Origin of the sequence: Paenarthrobacter sp. 22069 (assembly GCF_052046035.1) — a bacterium.
GTDB lineage: Bacteria > Actinomycetota > Actinomycetes > Actinomycetales > Micrococcaceae > Arthrobacter.
The window spans coordinates 33,099-50,391 of the sequence record NZ_JBQEQF010000006.1 but is presented as its reverse complement, the minus strand read 5'-3'; the positions used below and the strand labels follow the sequence as shown (position 1 = coordinate 50,391).

Below are 17,293 nucleotides of genomic sequence, written 5' to 3'. Positions count from 1 at the left end.
ACAGCCAGGCCGCAAGCATCCCCTCTGCTCAGGGCTGGTGCAACTACCCGCGAAGTTTCCGGGATAGTCCCCCAAGCCGAGGTTAGCTGCTCTGTACGAAGACAAGCGGCCCGGTCGTCCGAACCTGGTGTAGGGGATAAGCAAGTGGGATCTAGCATTGCCGGACGGTCTGCTGCAGGCCAGGCGAGGAGAGTGTGGCTATCGACAATCCGAGTCTCTGGACGGCGCTATTGAGGGATATGAGCTGCAGCTTCGCGCCACCCACCCTGAAGTTGGCGACCAGCCGATCCCTACTTCTCCACACCGTTATCCACAGGGCCATATCCGGTTATCCACAGTGATATCCACAGCGATATCCACGGCGGGGAAGGAGGCGGAACTGCTCCTAGAGTCTCGGGTTGAAGAGCCCGAAGCGAGCATGCGGATGAAACAATGAGCCGGCCGCGTACTACTTGGCTGAAGAGCGAAGAGAAATGAGGTGTCCGATCAATACAAAGCTTACGAAAGCGAGCCTTTTAGGCTGCTTCGCGAGTGTTCTGGGAGCCCGCGAGTACGTGCGGACTTGTTTCACGTGAAACGCGGGGGAACGCACGGGACTGACCAGCGAAATGGCAACGGCCCGGAGGGGCACTTTGGGGAGATGGCGCGGCAGTTTTGGATTAGCCTGAAAGCTGCCCCTACGGCGTTATCCCCAAAGTTATCCACAGCATTATCCACCGATGCTCTATGTACCCTGTGGACTCTCGTCCACAGCATCTAAGGCAGTCGCACCCGCAGTACTGGTCAGGGGCAGACGATATGGGCACCGACGAGCGACGCGTCGATCGACAACACCCGGCTGCTGAGCCGAGGTGAATCGACGAAGCCAGCAAACTCATCTTCCTCCCTTGGATGGCTGTCGGCCTCGGCTTAGAGAGTACCGGCCGGATTCCAGGGAAAGGAGAGCCGGTGGTGGCGTGATACGACCAGCTCGTACGGCGCTGGAGGTGCAGGCTTTGTTCGTATTAGGGCGAATAGGCTGACTCTCGACCCATAGCCCCCGTATCCGCCATAGAGGCCTGACGCACCATGCTGATCGCGATACGCGGTCATCAACGGCACCGGCAAGGACCGACATCCGGCAATGCCGTTCGTTAGTTGAGGGTGGGGGAGCCCACCGCTACTGAACCACCTATTGTGCCTCTGTAGCTTGCCGCGGATTGGCGCCTATGACCAGGTCCGATGGCTAAGATGTACGCGCGGGTCAACGGCGACGCGGTGGCTGAACGTAGCAGCACGTCCCTTGCCTGTCTGTCGCCTCCTAAAGCCTGCTTGCCCGGGATGCACCCGGCGCGATGCCGAGTTTCGCAACAGCCTGGGTCTTTGCGAACCTTCCGCGTGATTCAGCCACTACCCTTCCGTTCCCCGGCTGCCGGCGATCACCTGCCTTATACCGGGATGTTCTTGGCACTGGGGGACAGGCGTCCTCATGCAGCCGCTGCCGACATCAGCCTTCTGCGCCTAGGTTTCACGTGAAACACAACATGGAACGTGCTGGGCCAGCTACCACTCAGGCACCTGGAGGTACAGACGCTGCGAGTCACCACTCAGGCACCTGGAGGTACAGACGCTGCGAGTCACCACTCAGGCACCTGGAGGTACAGACGCTGCGAGTCACCACTCAGGCACCTGGAGGTACAGACGCTGCGAGCTACCACTCAGGCATCTGGAGGTGAGGACGTGTGTGGGGAATGAAGATCGCCATCATCAGCAGCGTTGCTACCCAAGTGCAGCAGCTGTTTCACGTGAAACATGGGCGCACGCTTAGACTCTTCGAATCCTCGAAGGGATTCCAGTCATTCACCAGGACGAGGATATTCCGCGCGTTCGGGAACGCGAACGGGAATCAGGAACAGGAAGAGACCGCTTGCTCCTTCAAGCAGCGCGAGAAGGAGAATGAGAGGTGCATGTACGTGGTGCGCACGTGGCCGGAGGAGTGGATAGCCGGCCGTACTAAGCGCGAATGTGCGCTGTAGGTTCAGTTGCTTCTTTATAAAGTTGGCATCAGCGGAAGATGGCCCCCCCCTCCAAATACATCTCCGGAGCACGTCCGGAGTTCATAGCCCTAATTCCCAGCCGAGGTCGCGGCGCTCATACGCGTAGTAACGACACTTTCTCCCTCCTACTTGTGTCCCAACCCCACCGGACAGCTTGATTCCCAAAAAGCCCAATTGATAGACCACCAAGACGTCCTAGAGCAAAGTTCTCTCTCCTGCACCGCGATCTTCACAACCCACGACTGCGGCGATTAGCATCGGATACCGCCTCAGGCTCCCTCGTACCTTCCCAAACTTCTTGGCCCTATTGCTCACGACCAAATCTGCACCACCATCTACATCACGCGGAGGAGGAAGCTACTGCAGCCTCGGATTGCGGACTAGGTCAGCCAAACAGTGAATGATCAACCCGTACGCCGACAAGGAAAAGCACGAGCGGCGGCTGGTTCACGTGAAACATGCCGGTCCTTCTAATGAACCGCGAAAGTACACGCCTACCTTTGCATCGAACCCATCGGCCCTTCAACCGAAGGCGGCGCGATCACATTCGGACGACCGCAGCAGTGGCTGAACCGCTGTGGCAAAAGGCACAATTGCGGTGCTGATGACCAACCCAAGAGGCAGTCGCAAGTATCAAACTCACTGCTTTCCCGCGGGCAATCACGGACCACAAAGGCGAGATCGGAAGAAAATCCATCGCTGCACATAAAAGCTCCCCTTCACGATGAAGGGGGCCTTAGGGTGTTAGAGGAGGATCAGTTGGTGGAACCTGGAGCCAGGACATCCATAATCCGGTTCAGGTCCTCAACGCTCGCGAACTCGATGCTCACCTTGCCCTTTCGGACACCAAGGGAGATCTTCACGTTGGTGTCCAAGCGGTCAGAAAGGGAAGAAGCCAGGTAATCAAGGCGTTCGTGCCTGGCCCCGGGACGCGGAATGTTGTTCTTTACCGGCTTGGCAGGATCCTGGTAAAGGGTTACAGCTTCCTCCGTGGCGCGAACTGACATTCCCTCGGCCACGATCCTCTGTGCCAGACGTTCCATCGCGGCAGCGTCAGGAAGCGCAAGAAGGGCCCTGGCATGGCCCGCGGACAGTACCCCTGCAGCTACGCGGCGCTGGACCAGCGGCGGCAGCTTCAACAGGCGGAGAGTGTTGGACACCTGCGGCCGGGAGCGGCCGATCCGGTCTGCCAGCTGCTCGTGGGTGGTCCCGAAGTCCTCCAGGAGCTGCTGGTACGCTGCCGCCTCTTCCAGGGGGTTCAGTTGGCTGCGGTGGAGGTTCTCCAGCAGTGCATCCCGGAGCAGGTCGTCATCCGTGGTGTCGCGGATGATAGCGGGGATGGTATCCAGTCCGGCTGCCTGCACAGCACGCCACCTGCGCTCACCCATGACGAGCTCATACGGTTCGCTACCGGGTTCGGTTGATGTACGAACCACGATTGGCTGGAGGACGCCAATTTCCCGTACCGAGTGCACCAGTTCGGCCATATCGTCTTCATCGAAGACATTCCGCGGCTGCTTCCGGTTCGGATGGATGTCGGCCACCGGAATTTCCGCAAAGCGCGCACCGGGGACTTCCACCAGCTCCACCCCGGACTCGTCGGGCAGAGTCTCTGCCGGGGTGGCTGTTGCAACGTCAGTCGCTGCTGCATCGACCGATGGTCCTACGGCCTCAGCGACCTCCGGAGATTCCACAGCATCGGGGGAGGGCTCAGATACAGACTTAGAGCTGACCGCAGGAGTCTTCCTGGCAGGAGTCTTCTTTGCAGGGGCCGCCGGAGTGGACTTCTTGTCCTCACTTCCCTTGCCTGAAGCGGGCTTCGAAGTTGTTGCCTTGGCGGCCGTGTCCAGCGCTTCGGCAGCGCCGCTGTCCTTATCCTGTGCAGGAGCAGTAGGCTCAGCTGCTGGTTCTTCCACCGCGTCGGTCTTTCGCCGGCCCTCAGGGAAGAACAGATCCACAGGCCGGGAGACGGTCCCACCGTTGGGAGACCCAGTGGCTGCGGCAGAACTTGGAATCAACGCGCCAAGACCGCGGCCTAGGCCCCGTCGCTTCTCGCTCATGGGTAAATCCCTCCAGTGGTAGAGCCAGGACCAGCCTGGCTCCATGCGTTGCGGTATTGAAGATTCTAGCGTTCCGCTATTTCAGCGGCGGCTTCCAGGTAGGACAGCGCACCACTGGACGACGGGTCATACGTCATGACGGTCTGCTGGTAGCTGGGAGCCTCGGAAATCCGCACCGAACGCGGAACCACGGCAGAGAGCACCTGGTCCGGGAAGTGCTGGCGCACCTCCGCGGCAACCTGGGCCGCCAGATTGGTCCGGCCGTCGTACATCGTCAAAAGGATGGTGGAAACAACGAGATCAGCATTCAGGTGCTTCTGGATCATCTCGATGTTTTTCAGCAGCTGGCTCAGCCCTTCCAGTGCGTAGTACTCACACTGGATGGGAATCAGAACCTCGCTGGCGGCACAGAAGGCGTTCACGGTCAGCAGGCCGAGGCTGGGCGGGCAGTCGATGAAGACGTAGTCCAGGCGTTCTTCGCCGTTCTTCTCGCGTGTCTTGGCGTAAACGTCGATTGCGCGGCGAAGCCTCTGCTCACGGGCCACGAGCGAAACCAGTTCAATCTCGGCACCGGCTAGATGGATGGTGGCCGGAGCGCAAATGAGCTTTCCGATGTCAGGGCAGGGAGCTACAACATCGGCCAGCGGGACGTCATTTATCAGCACATCATAGATGCTGTCCACATCAGCATGGTGTTCAATGCCCAGTGCGGTGGAAGCGTTCCCCTGGGGATCGATATCGATGACCATGACGTTCAGGCCGGCAGCCGCCAGGGCGGCGGCAATATTCACAGTGGTGGTGGTTTTACCCACCCCGCCCTTCTGGTTGGAGACCGTGAAGATGCGGGTCTTTTCAGGCCGGGGCAGTTGGCGTCCCATGAGGCGCTCACGGCGCTTCGTCTCATGGGCCAGTTCCCGGGCGATGGGGCTGGAGTCGTCGATTGCATCAATCACGTTTGACCGACCTGAAGAGGTTGTTTCACGTGAAACTGCGTTGCCGATGCTGGCTCCGGTAACTGTTTTAGGGTGATTGCCGCCCCGTCCGGCGACCACGCCGGGACCGGCCAGCCCGGATCCAGCGACAGAACGTGCCGACCCCAAAGACACAAACGGCGGGATCCGTTGTGCGGAGGCTTCACTACTGGTCACTGGGGCACACTCACTCTCGTTCAGCCAATTTTGCTGCCTTGACTAGCCTAACCGCTCCGGCCTGCTGACAGCCGTCAGCGGGCCCGGGTCAAGACTTCTTTTGGGACTTGTTCACCACGATGCGGACCACCGTGGTGGGCTCCTCAAGAAGGCTGTCGCCAACCGTCAGCACGGTGGTCTCGACGCCTCCCATCTTTCGGATGGTCTTGGCCGCCTTCTCGATCTCCTCGCCGGCACTGCGGCCCTTGATGGCCACAACTTCACCGTGGCCGCCCAGAAGCGGGATGGTGAGGCCGGCGAGGTTGGACAGGGCAGAGACTGCCCGGGCGGTGACGACGTCGGCTTCGATCTGTCCCACAGCAAGCTCGGCCCGGGTACGCATCACGGTGACGTTGTCCAGGCCAAGGTCGTCCACTACTTCCTGGAGCCAGATGACCCGGCGTTCGAGCGGTTCAATGAGTGTCAGTTCAAGGTCGGGGCGGGCGATGGCGAGGCACAGGCCCGGCAGCCCCGCCCCGCTTCCGACGTCGGCGACGTGGCTTCCCTGGGGAATCTCGCTTTCGATGACGGCACAATTGAGCACGTGCCGGTTCCAGAGCCGGGGAACCTCACGCGGACCAATCAGGCCGCGCTCCGTCCCCGACGTGGCAAGGTGCTCCACGTAGCGCTTGGCCAGTTCCAGGCGGTCGCCGAAGATCTTCTCAGCAGCGCGAAGCTCTGCTGCCGTGATGTCAACCATGGTTATAGGGCCAGCAATCTCTAGTCTGCGGAAACAACAATGTGGCGTCCGGCGCCTTCGCCCTCGGACTCGCTGACCAGGCCAAGGTCAGCTACGGCATCATGCACGATCTTCCGTTCGTATGCGCTCATAGGCTCCAGGGCCACGGACTTGCCGGTCTCCTTCACGGACGCCGCGGCCTCTTCGGCGATCTTCTGCAGATGCCCGGTGCGCTCCTGGCGGTAGCCGTTGATGTCCAGCACCAGCCGGGAGCGGTTTTCCGTGGCTGACAGGACCGCCAGCCGGGTGAGTTCCTGAAGGGCCTCAAGGACCTCGCCGTCTTCGCCCACCAGGCCGTCCAGCCCTTCGGCTTCTTCCTCGGCAACGATGGAGATGTAGGTCCGGCCGTTGCGGACCTCGATGTCGATATCGCCGTCGATGTCGGCAATGTCCAGCAGCTCCTCCAGGTAATCCGCAGCCACATCGCCCTCTTCCTCGAGGCGGCTGGCGGCGGAAGCCTTGGCGGCGGGGGAAGCATCCGGGTTCACGGGCGCGTCCTGGTCTTCGAGCTCTTCAGAAAAGGCGTGTTCGGTGCTCTCGGCTGACATTACTTCTTCTTCCTGTTCTTGCGCTGGGGCTGGACGCGCTGTGCCTTGATCTCAACTGCGGCAGCCGCGGCGGCGTCGGCTGCCTCATCCCGTTTGCCGCTGAGCACGGACAGTGCCGGCAGTCCCTTGGCAGCACGGCGTTCGGCAAGGGCCTTTGCTGCGGGGGATCCCGGCGTCGGCATGCGGCGGATGACGAAGAACTGCTGGCCCATGGTCCAGAGGTTGGTGGTGGTCCAGTAGATCAGGACGCCGATGGGGAAGTTGATGCCGCCCACACCGAAGACGAGGGGAAGGATGTACAGCATCATCTTCTGCTGGCGCATGAAGGGGCTGGCCATGGCCTCTTCGGACATGTTCTTAGCCATGATCTGCTTCTGGGTGATGAACTGCGAGGCCGTCATAGCCAGGATCATCACGATGGACAGCACGACGACGGCGACGTTGCCGGCGCCGCCGTGCAGCAGGGCCGCGGACAGCGGGGCCCCGAAGATGCTGGACGCGTCGAATTCCACAACCTGCTCATGGCTCATGGCACCAATGCCGGCGCCTTGGTCCTTGGCTTGGGAAATACCGGACAGCACCTGGAACAGGGCGAAGAAGAACGGCATCTGGATCAACATGGGCAGGCAGGCCGAGAACGGGTTGGTGCCGTGCTTCTTGTACATGGCCATCTGTTCCTGGGCCATGGCCTGGCGGGACAGCTGGTCTGTCTTGCCCTTGTATTTTTCCTGCAGCTTTTTCAGGTCCGGCTGCAGCAGCTGCATGCCGCGCTGGGCCTTGATCTGCTTGACGAACACCGGGATCAGGGCGGCACGGATCACCAGCACCAGCCCGATGATGGCCAGCGTCCAGGTCCAGCCGTTCGCGGCAGGCATGCCAATGCTGCTCAGCCCATCGTGGAACGCCACCATGATGAACGACACCAGCCACTTGAACGGGGCGATTATTGTCCCAAAGATGTCCATACTTATCCCTATTCGTCAGGCCGCACTGCGGCCTTCTTCATCAGTCCGAGCAACCAGGTACCGGTCCGGATTGTTCAGCACAACAATTGTGGGGGTCTGGCCCGCGGGCCATTCCCGGCGGCCGGCGGGGACATGGTCCACTCCGCCGGCATTCCATGGGTGGCAGCGGGCAAGGCGCCGGAGCGCGAGCCAGCTTCCCTTGACGGCCCCATGGACGGTCACTGCTTCAAGGGCATAAGCCGAGCATGAAGGGAAAAACCTGCAGACCTGGCCGTACAAGGGCGAAACCACCTTGCGGTAGGCCATCAGCAGGAGAATGAGGATGTTGCGGGGCAGGTTCCAGAGGAACCTTCCGACGGCGGCAGGTACATAACGGAAACGGGCGACGACGGCGGTGGCGTTAGGCACGCGTTGTCCCCTCCTGTGTTGTACCGGCCGAACCATTGGCCGCCACCCGTGAGGTGCGGCCGGCCAGCCGGCTCAGCGTAGATTCCAGTGCAGCGTTATAGTCCGACAGCAGTTGATCCCAGCTGGCGGACGCTGACGCAGGAAGCGCCCGCACCACGATGGCCAGTCCCGTGCCGTGCTCGCGCAGCGAGGCAGCACCTGCTTCTCTCAGTCTCCTCTTAACGAGGTTCCTGACCACGGCGTTCCCGACACTCTTGGAAACAATGAACCCGATCCGGCTGGGTTCGTCGGCAGCAATGGCTGCCGCATATAACACTACGTTCCGGCGCCCATTGCGGACACCGGAACGTACAGTTGTTGAAAAATCGGTTGAGGTCCTCAGGCGGTTGCGGGCGGCCAGCACCTTAAACTCGCAAAGGGATGTCTACCGACAAGCCAGTTATTTAGGCCGACAGTTCGGTGCGGCCCTTGCCACGACGGGCTGCCAGGATGGCACGGCCGGCACGGGTACGCATACGAAGGCGGAAGCCGTGCTTCTTGGCTCGACGGCGGTTATTCGGCTGAAAAGTCCGCTTGCTCACGTTAGTTACTCCAGTGGATCAAAGGTGCGCCCACCCGATCAGTAATGGGGAAGAACTGGCCGACGCTAAGTTTTGTATATGCACGCTTCCCCCGGCTGCCCAGGCACACTGCGCCTGGAGAGTTCAGATGGGGCCAAAAAGCGGACACAAAGGACTTCACAACGTTAGGGCAATTTGCTGCCCCGAGTCAAACCGGATGGCCCTTCCGCGGCTGTCCCCAGCTGTGCCTAAGTATCCCCAACAGGCTGTGGATGAAGTGGCTCACAGGGGCGGTTTTAGAACCACAACGGTGTAATTATCCACAGCCAACAGGCCAGCTATCTTCTAGGCTTTTGATCCCCTAGAGTGTCCCAGTAGCCGATTATCCACGGACTGTGCATAACCCTGTGGATTAAGTTGGGCCAGCACCCTGGTCCCGGACTTGGGCTGCCAGGCAATGCAGGCATAGCAAGTTTTGAGGGAACCGATTGATGACAGTAGACGAAGCCAACCACGCCAATACTGTCGGAAGTTCCTGGCGCCGGGTTGTCAGCCTGCTGGAACAAGATCACCGCGTATCGCCCCGTCAGCGGGGCTTTGTCATCCTCGCCCAGGCCCAGGGCCTCATCGGATCCACGCTCCTGGTGGCTGTTCCCAATGAGCTCACCCGGGAAGTGCTGCAGACCCAGGTGAAGGATGCCTTGGACGATGCCCTGCACAACGTCTTTTCCGAGGACATCAGGTGTGCGATCGACGTCGACACCGATCTGGTTCCCATCCACGAAGAGCCCGAGCCCGTTGTCGAGCCGGCCTATGCGCCGGACCAACTGATCGAGCAGAAGCCGCAGCCCATGCTGCCGAGCACGTCGCACGAATTTGGCCGGCTGAACCCCAAATACGTTTTCGACACCTTCGTCATCGGCTCATCAAACCGTTTTGCCCACGCCGCGGCCGTCGCGGTGGCCGAGGCTCCGGCAAAGGCCTACAACCCGCTGTTCATCTACGGTGACTCGGGACTGGGCAAGACCCACCTCCTGCACGCGATCGGCCACTACGCACGACGGCTGTACAGCGGGATCCGCGTCCGCTACGTCAACTCCGAGGAATTCACCAACGACTTCATCAACTCGATCCGCGACGATGAAGGCGCCAGCTTCAAGACCACTTACCGCAACGTTGACGTCCTGCTGATCGATGACATCCAGTTCCTGGCCGGCAAAGACCGGACGCTGGAGGAGTTCTTCCACACATTCAATTCGCTGCACAACAACAACAAGCAGGTGGTCATCACCTCGGACCAGCCGCCAAAGCTGCTGGCAGGATTTGAGGACCGGATGAAGTCGCGCTTCGAGTGGGGCCTGCTCACGGACATCCAGCCGCCGGAACTCGAAACCCGCATCGCGATCCTCCGTAAGAAGGCGCTCAGCGAGGGACTCTCGGCACCGGATGACGCCCTGGAGTACATCGCGTCGAAAATCTCCAGCAACATCCGCGAACTTGAAGGCGCGCTGATCCGCGTCACGGCATTCGCCAGCCTCAACCGGCAGCCCGTGGACGTTGCCTTGGCCGAGATGGTCCTCAAGGACCTCATCACCGACGACGGCGCCCAGGAAATCACGTCCGCCCAGATCCTCCAGCAGACGGCTGACTACTTCAAGCTCAGCATGGAGGAGCTCTGCAGCAAGTCCCGTACCCGGACCCTGGTGACCGCCCGCCAGATCGCCATGTACCTCTGCCGGGAACTGACCGACATGTCCTTGCCCAAGATCGGGCAGGAACTCGGCGGCCGGGACCACACCACCGTCATCCACGCGGACCGGAAGATCCGTGAGCTGATGGCCGAGCGCCGTGTGATCTACAACCAGGTGACCGAACTGACAAACCGGATCAAGCAGCAGCAGCGGGACTCCTGAATCCACATTGCGCCGCGCACTCTATACCTTATTAACAGGGGCATGTGGATAAGCCTGTGGATAGTTAAGGGGACAAGCGCGGTTAATGGGCTTAAAACCCTTAAGCCGTCTGTGGATCGTCCAAAACCGGCTTTTGCGTTGTCCCCATCCACACCCTGTTTAAAACCCAGGTAACGCACACTCCATGAACAGGGCTTAACCGCGGATCCGTGGGACAGGAGAGGGTTATCCACAGTTTCCACAGCAGTTATTAACACTACGAATCCCAAAAAATTGAAATCCCTCAAACAACAAGATCGATCCGCACTCGCTGGCGACGGGGCCTGCCGGCCCCCGGGAGGGATGGGGCCGGGTCCGGGGATGGGTTAATCCCGGATCTTCCGGCTAAGCTGTCAGCAGCGCTCCCATCCCTGGGTTTTCGTGTGGTTTCGAACTCAACGGACCATGCACCAACCCGGGTGGGTCCAACTTCTTCCGGAGTTTCCGCACGAAATTCCCGGGTCTACATGGCAGCAGTAATGAAAGGCGGCACCCTTCCGTGAAGTTCAGAGTCGATCGGGACGTCCTGGCAGAAGCCGTCACCTGGACAGCCCGCTCGTTGTCTCCGCGGCCGCCAGTACCAGTACTCTCCGGCCTCCTGTTGAAAGCTGAAGCCGGTACCGTCAGCCTCTCGAGCTTCGACTACGAAACATCGGCGCGGCTGAACATCGCGGCGGACATCAGGGACGAGGGCACCATCCTGGTTTCCGGGCGCCTCCTGGCAGACATTTGCCGCAGCCTGCCTTCTGCACCTGTGGACGTCGAAACCGACGGCAACAAAGTCACCCTCACGTGCCGCCGAAGCAGCTTCCACCTGGCCACCATGCCGGAGGCCGAATATCCTCCGCTTCCTGCATTGCCCGCCATCAGCGGAACCGTTCCCGGCGACGCCTTCGCCCAGGCTGTTTCCCAGGTCATCATCGCGGCAAGCAAGGATGACACGCTCCCCATCCTCACCGGTGTCCGGATGGAGATCGAGGACGACCTGATCACCCTGCTGGCCACGGACCGCTACCGGCTCGCCATGCGCGAAGTGCCGTGGAAGCCGGTTACCCCGGGCGTCTCCACCAGCGCCCTGGTTAAGGCAAAGACCCTCAACGAAGTAGCAAAGACCCTGGGCAACAGCGGGGACATCAACCTGGCCCTTGCGGACGACGACAGCCGCCTCATCGGCTTCGAAAGCGGCGGCCGCACCACCACGTCACTCTTGGTGGACGGCGACTACCCGAAGATCCGCTCACTCTTCCCCGAGTCCACCCCCATCCACGCCACCGTCCAGACCCAGGAACTGGTGGAGGCGGTGCGCCGCGTGTCCCTCGTGGCCGAACGCAACACCCCTGTACGGCTCGCCTTCACCAACGGCCTGCTGAACCTGGACGCCGGCACCGGAGAGGACGCCCAGGCGTCGGAGGAGCTTGAAGCCCAGCTGTCAGGTGATGACATCACGGTGGCGTTCAACCCGCATTACCTGATCGAGGGCTTGAGCGTCATCGAGACCAAATTCGTCCGCTTCTCGTTCACCACGGCCCCGAAACCCGCCATGATCACCGCCCAGGCGGACGCTGACGGCGAGGACCAGGATGACTACCGTTACCTCGTCATGCCGGTCCGACTTCCCAACTAGTCCCCACTAGCGCAGAAAAGAGTTCCACCATGCACATTGGATTGATCGGCCTCGGCAAAATGGGATTCAACATGCGTGAGCGCCTGCGCAAGGGCGGCGTGGAGGTCACCGGCTACGATCGCAATCCCGACGTCACGGATGCCGCTACCGTTGAGGAATTGATCGCCGCTGTTCCGACGCCCAGGATCATCTGGGTGATGGTTCCCTCCGGCGACATCACCGATGCCGTCATCACTGAGCTCAGCGACAAGCTGGAGCCGGGTGACCTGGTGATCGACGGCGGCAACTCACGGTTCACGGAAGACCAGAAGCACGGTGAACTCCTGGCTGCCAAGGGCATCCGTTTCGCCGATTGTGGCGTATCCGGCGGTGTGTGGGGCCTGGAGAACGGCTATGGCCTGATGGCTGGCGGTGACGCCGCGGACATTGAACGTGCCCTGCCGGTCTTTGACGCGCTCCGTCCCGAAGGCGATAGGGCCGACAGCTTCGTCCATGTGGGCGGCATTGGTGCCGGCCACTACGCCAAGATGGTGCACAACGGCATCGAATACGGGCTGATGCAGGCATACGCCGAAGGGTACGAACTGCTCGCCGCCAAAGAGATCGTCACCGATCTTCCGGGGACGTTCCGGGCCTGGCAAAAAGGCACCGTCGTGCGCTCATGGCTGCTGGATCTGATGGTCAAGGCGCTCGACGAGGACCCGGGGCTCGCGTCGATCGATGACTATGTGGAGGATTCCGGCGAGGGCCGGTGGACCGTGGAGGAAGCAATCGCCAACGCCGTTCCGGCGCCGGCGATCACGGCGGCGCTCTTCGCACGCTTCGCGTCGCGCGAAGACACCTCGCCGGCCATGAAGATGGTGTCCGCGCTGCGCCACCAGTTCGGTGGCCACGCAACCCGTCCCGCCAAGTAGTACCAGCGGGGACCTGCAGCGTCCCCAGAATTGCCGACAACCACGTGTATCTGGAACACCTCTCACTGACCGACTTCCGCAGCTACGCCCAGGTGGACCTCCCGCTGGGCCCGGGCGTGACCGTCTTGGTGGGATCCAACGGCATCGGCAAGACCAACCTGATGGAAGCGATCGGCTACCTGGCCACCCTCAGTTCGCACCGGGTCAGTTCCGACGCCCCGCTGCTGCGGTTCGGCACGGAACGGGCACTGGTCCGGGCCCGGGTGGTCCGCGGCAGCCAAACAACGGTCCTGGAGCTGGAAATCAACGCGGGCAGGGCCAACCGTGGCCGCATCAACCGCAGCAACCCGGTGCGCGCACGGGACCTCCTGGGCATCTGCCAGACTGTCCTCTTCGCCCCCGAGGACCTGGCCCTGGTCAAGGGTGACCCCTCCAACCGCCGCCGGTTCCTGGACGAGCTGCTGGCGAGCCTCATCCCGCACCATGCCGCCACCCGCAGCGACTACGACCGCGTACTCAAGCAGCGCAACGCCTTACTGAAATCGGCACGCTCGGGACGTTTCACCGCAGCGCACGAGTCGACCCTGGACGTATGGGACCTGCACATGGCGCGCGCCGGGGCTGAGCTGCTGCATGCCCGGCTGGAACTGGTGGAACGGCTCCGACCGCACCTTGCCCGGGCGTACGCGCAGCTCACCGACGGGTCCAAGCCGGCTGACGCCACCTACCGGTCAACCCTCCAGAACCAGATGGACGACGACGGCCTCCCCGCCGGACCAGGGCGGCTCACCGCGGATGGCGGTGCTTTAGCCGTTGAGGATGACCTGCGCCTGTTGTCGGTGGACCAACTCACGGACCGCTACGTCAAGGCGTTCGCCGAATCCCGGAAAAAGGAGCTGGAACGGGGCATATCCCTCGTCGGCCCGCACCGTGATGAGCTGGAACTGGCGCTGGGCCAGGCGCCCGCGAAAGGTTATGCGTCCCACGGGGAAACCTGGTCCATGTGCCTCTCCCTCCGGCTGGCCTCCTACTACGTCATGCTCGACGACGCCCGGACCGGGGGGTCGGCACCCATCCTCATTCTGGATGACGTCTTTGCCGAACTGGACGTCCAGCGCAGGCGTAAACTGGCGGCAATAGTCTCCGGCGCGGAACAGGTCCTGGTGACCGCCGCCGTCGACGCCGATATTCCGGAGGAACTGTCCGGGCGGCGGGTGAAGGTCATCCCGGGAGGTATCGATGAGCAGTGAGCAGGGCGGCGGGCTTCAGCCCGGCCGCGAGCCCGACCACATCGATGCCCCGCAGGCCGCGCTTAACCGCATGCGCGAGGCGGCCGCCGCGCGCGGCGAAGTGCGCCGGAAAGTGGCGCGGCCCGGTTCGCAAAAGACCAGGGGCAGCATCCGTGACACCCGCGGCTTTAGCCAGTTCCATGCCACCGGCCGCGATCCGCTGGGCCTGGGAAAGGTCGTCGGCCGGCTCGTGGCGGAACGGGGCTGGACGTCGCCGGTGGCGGTGGGCTCCGTCATGGCTGAGTGGGCAACGCTGGTGGGGCCGGAAATCTCCGCCCACTGCACGCCCGAAAGTTTCACCGACACTACCCTGCACGTCCGGTGCGATTCCACGGCCTGGGCCACCCAACTGCGGCTCTTGAGCACCAGCCTGCTGGAGAAATTCCGCCGTGAACTGGGTGACGGCGTGGTAACCAGCATCCAGGTTTTGGGTCCGTCAGCACCAAGCTGGCGCAAGGGCGGACGGAGCGTCAACGGCCGTGGACCACGTGACACGTACGGATAGCCGGGACGCCGGCTCTTGAAACTCGGCCGAACGGCGTGTAGAGCGCTGAAAGCCCCGGAGCGTGTATAGGCACCCGGAGGGCCCACCGCGAAGCCGCTCTAGGCCGGGCCAAGAGCCTCGCACAGCCATGTTCACTGCTCCGCACGGGCCTGGAATGCGGGGTTCTGGAGCTGTTCGCGGTAGAATTGACACAGATAACTGGGCGCGGGTGAGACGTTGACTGGGTCCGTTCTCCGCGCGTTTCCCGCACGGGGTGTGGACCACGGACCGTCAGCAAGTCACCGGCGCCATAAGTTTGTGCCTGTTGGCGGGTGGCTTTTCCCTGGGAAGAGGAACCGGCCGGCTACCATCGAGAACAGAGGAGTCGACAGCGCCTGTGGCTAACGACAATACAGATATTCTGGCAGCAGAAAACGCAGTCGAGGATGGCCCCACCCCTGATACCCCCACTGAGGCTGTCACCCCCCGTGAATACGGCGCCAGCGACATCACTGTCCTTGAAGGCCTCGAAGCCGTCCGCAAGCGCCCCGGCATGTACATCGGTTCCACTGGCCCGCGCGGTCTCCACCACCTGGTCTACGAAGTGGTGGACAACTCTGTTGACGAGGCACTGGCAGGCTACTGCAGCCACATCGAAGTAGTCCTGCAGGCCGACGGCGGCGTCAAAGTGGTGGACGACGGCCGCGGCATTCCGGTGGACATGCACCCCACCGAGCACAAGCCCACGGTCGAAGTGGTCATGACCATCCTGCACGCCGGAGGCAAGTTCGGCGGCGGCGGTTACGCCGTTTCCGGCGGTCTCCACGGTGTGGGTATTTCGGTGGTCAACGCCTTGTCCAGCCGCGTGGACACGGAAGTGCGCCGGCAGGGCCACGTCTGGCGGATGTCCTTCGCCGACGGCGGCAAGCCACAGGGAAGCCTGGTCAAGGGCGAAGAGACGGATGCCACCGGCACCAGCCAGACCTTCTACCCGGATCCGGCGATCTTCGAAAGCACCGAATTCGACTTCGAAACGCTGCGCGCCCGCTTCCAGCAGATGGCATTCCTGAACAAGGGCCTGCGCATCACGCTGACGGACGAGCGTGAGGCAGAAGCGGGCAACAACGACGGCGACCTTGACCTCGACGACCTCAGCACTGAGGGCGAAGTCAGCGCCGAGCACCGCACCGTGGTCTACCAGTACGACGAAGGCCTGCTGGATTACGTCAAGCACCTCAACTCGGGCAAGAAGGTGGAGGTGGTCCACGAGGACGTCATCGCCTTCGAAACCGAGGACACGGAGCGCAGCATCGCGCTGGAAATGGCCATGCAGTGGACCAGCGCCTACTCCGAAAGCGTGCACACCTACGCCAACACCATCAACACCCATGAAGGCGGCACCCACGAAGAAGGCTTCCGGGCCGCCCTGACGTCCCTCATCAACAGGTACGCCCGGGAAAAAGGCATCATCAAGGAGAAGGACGACAACCTCACGGGCGACGACATCCGCGAGGGCCTGACAGCCGTCATCTCCGTCAAGCTCGCCGAGCCCCAGTTCGAGGGCCAGACCAAGACCAAACTGGGCAACTCCGAGGTGAAGGGCTTTGTCCAGCGGGTGGTCACTGACGGTCTGGGCGACTGGCTGGAGCGCAATCCGGGGCCCGCCCGTGACGTGATCCGCAAGGCAATCTCGGCCGCGCAGGCCAGGATGGCGGCGCGCAAGGCCCGCGACAACGCCCGGCGCAAGAGCCCGCTTGAGTCCTTCGGCATGCCCGGCAAACTTTCCGACTGCTCCTCCAAGAACCCGGAAAAGTGCGAGGTCTACATCGTGGAGGGTGACTCCGCCGGTGGTTCCGCCAAGCGCGGCCGCAACCCGGAGACACAGGCCATCCTGCCCCTGCGCGGCAAGATCCTGAACGTGGAGCGCGCCCGCCTGGACAAGGCCTTGGGGAACGCGGAAGTCCAGTCCATGATCACGGCCTTCGGTACCGGTATCGGCGAGGACTTTGACCTGGCCAAGCTGCGGTACCACAAGATCGTCCTCATGGCAGACGCCGACGTCGACGGCCAGCACATCACCACGCTGCTGATGACCCTGCTGTTCCGCTACATGCGGCCGCTCATCGAAAACGGCTACGTGTACCTCGCGCAGCCGCCGCTGTACCGCATCAAGTGGTCGAATGCGCCGCACGACTACGTGTACAGCGACCGCGAACGCGATGCCAAGCTGGTTGCAGGGCAGGCTGCCGGCCGCCGCATCCCGAAGGACAACGGCATCCAGCGCTACAAGGGCCTGGGCGAAATGGACTACACGGAACTGTGGGACACCACCATGGATCCGGACCGCCGCACCCTGCTGCAGGTCACCATGGACGACGCCCTTGCCGCAGACCAGATCTTCTCCGTCCTGATGGGCGAGGACGTTGAGTCACGCCGCAACTTCATCCAGCAGAACGCCAAGGACGTCAGGTTCCTGGACATCTAAGGACCCGCTCCAAAGTATTCGGAACCAGACATATACCTGAAA

At 62.1% G+C, this 17,293-nt stretch carries 15 protein-coding genes; 7 read left to right on the top strand and 8 right to left on the bottom strand.

From position 1 onward, the window contains the following. Nucleotides 1-1,730: 1,730 nt before the first annotated feature. Nucleotides 1,731-2,015, top strand: a complete 285-nt coding sequence (locus ACTJK0_RS06320; RefSeq protein WP_440744652.1) for a hypothetical protein — start codon at nucleotides 1,731-1,733, stop codon at nucleotides 2,013-2,015. A gap of 776 nt (nucleotides 2,016-2,791) precedes the next feature. On the opposite strand, the gene ACTJK0_RS06315 is transcribed toward ACTJK0_RS06320, so the two are convergent. The 8 genes from ACTJK0_RS06315 to rpmH form a co-directional block, all read right to left on the bottom strand. Further along, nucleotides 2,792-4,096, bottom strand: a complete 1,305-nt coding sequence (locus ACTJK0_RS06315; RefSeq protein WP_440744651.1) for a ParB/RepB/Spo0J family partition protein — start codon at nucleotides 4,094-4,096, stop codon at nucleotides 2,792-2,794. Nucleotides 4,097-4,161: 65 nt separating this feature from the next. Continuing rightward, nucleotides 4,162-5,244, bottom strand: coding sequence for a ParA family protein (locus ACTJK0_RS06310; protein WP_440744650.1), 1,083 nt, complete (start codon nucleotides 5,242-5,244; stop codon nucleotides 4,162-4,164). 88 nt (nucleotides 5,245-5,332) lie between these two features. Next, nucleotides 5,333-5,983 carry a 16S rRNA (guanine(527)-N(7))-methyltransferase RsmG gene (gene rsmG, locus ACTJK0_RS06305; RefSeq protein WP_440744649.1) on the bottom strand — a complete coding sequence of 217 codons (651 nt, stop codon included), beginning with the start codon at nucleotides 5,981-5,983 and terminating at the stop codon, nucleotides 5,333-5,335. Between the two features lie 20 nt (nucleotides 5,984-6,003). Further along, nucleotides 6,004-6,570: a Jag family protein gene (locus tag ACTJK0_RS06300; protein ID WP_440744648.1), complete on the bottom strand. Its 567-nt coding sequence runs from the start codon at nucleotides 6,568-6,570 to the stop codon at nucleotides 6,004-6,006. Further along, nucleotides 6,570-7,535, bottom strand: coding sequence for a membrane protein insertase YidC (gene yidC, locus ACTJK0_RS06295; protein ID WP_110545208.1), 966 nt, complete (start codon nucleotides 7,533-7,535; stop codon nucleotides 6,570-6,572). Before yidC ends, ACTJK0_RS06300 begins: the two co-directional genes overlap by 1 nt. 15 nt (nucleotides 7,536-7,550) lie before the next feature. Beyond that, nucleotides 7,551-7,943 carry a membrane protein insertion efficiency factor YidD gene (gene yidD / locus ACTJK0_RS06290; protein ID WP_181422508.1) on the bottom strand — a complete coding sequence of 131 codons (393 nt, stop codon included), beginning with the start codon at nucleotides 7,941-7,943 and terminating at the stop codon, nucleotides 7,551-7,553. Then, nucleotides 7,936-8,346, bottom strand: a complete 411-nt coding sequence (gene rnpA, locus ACTJK0_RS06285) for a ribonuclease P protein component (RefSeq protein WP_440744647.1) — start codon at nucleotides 8,344-8,346, stop codon at nucleotides 7,936-7,938. Before rnpA ends, yidD begins: the two co-directional genes overlap by 8 nt. A gap of 40 nt (nucleotides 8,347-8,386) precedes the next feature. Beyond that, a complete protein-coding gene (gene rpmH, locus ACTJK0_RS06280; RefSeq protein ID WP_003800212.1) occupies nucleotides 8,387-8,524 on the bottom strand; it encodes a 50S ribosomal protein L34 in 138 nt (45 codons plus the stop codon). A gap of 470 nt (nucleotides 8,525-8,994) precedes the next feature. Between rpmH and dnaA the strand changes: the two genes are divergently transcribed. The 6 genes from dnaA (at nucleotide 8,995) to gyrB (ending at nucleotide 17,251) form a co-directional block, all read left to right on the top strand. Further along, nucleotides 8,995-10,416 (top strand): chromosomal replication initiator protein DnaA, encoded by a 1,422-nt coding sequence (gene dnaA, locus ACTJK0_RS06275; protein WP_018769876.1) that lies wholly within the window; start codon nucleotides 8,995-8,997, stop codon nucleotides 10,414-10,416. Nucleotides 10,417-10,954: 538 nt separating this feature from the next. After that, nucleotides 10,955-12,079: a DNA polymerase III subunit beta gene (gene dnaN, locus ACTJK0_RS06270; protein ID WP_110545213.1), complete on the top strand. Its 1,125-nt coding sequence runs from the start codon at nucleotides 10,955-10,957 to the stop codon at nucleotides 12,077-12,079. Nucleotides 12,080-12,108: 29 nt separating this feature from the next. Next, entirely contained in the window at nucleotides 12,109-12,993 is an 885-nt protein-coding gene (gnd, locus tag ACTJK0_RS06265; RefSeq protein ID WP_440744646.1) for a phosphogluconate dehydrogenase (NAD(+)-dependent, decarboxylating), read from the top strand. A gap of 44 nt (nucleotides 12,994-13,037) precedes the next feature. Then, entirely contained in the window at nucleotides 13,038-14,243 is a 1,206-nt protein-coding gene (gene recF / locus ACTJK0_RS06260) for a DNA replication/repair protein RecF (protein ID WP_440744645.1), read from the top strand. Further along, nucleotides 14,233-14,787 carry a DUF721 domain-containing protein gene (locus tag ACTJK0_RS06255; protein ID WP_440744644.1) on the top strand — a complete coding sequence of 185 codons (555 nt, stop codon included), beginning with the start codon at nucleotides 14,233-14,235 and terminating at the stop codon, nucleotides 14,785-14,787. Before recF ends, ACTJK0_RS06255 begins: the two co-directional genes overlap by 11 nt. 376 nt (nucleotides 14,788-15,163) lie before the next feature. Next, entirely contained in the window at nucleotides 15,164-17,251 is a 2,088-nt protein-coding gene (gyrB, locus tag ACTJK0_RS06250; protein WP_440744643.1) for a DNA topoisomerase (ATP-hydrolyzing) subunit B, read from the top strand. Nucleotides 17,252-17,293: the final 42 nt, after the last annotated feature.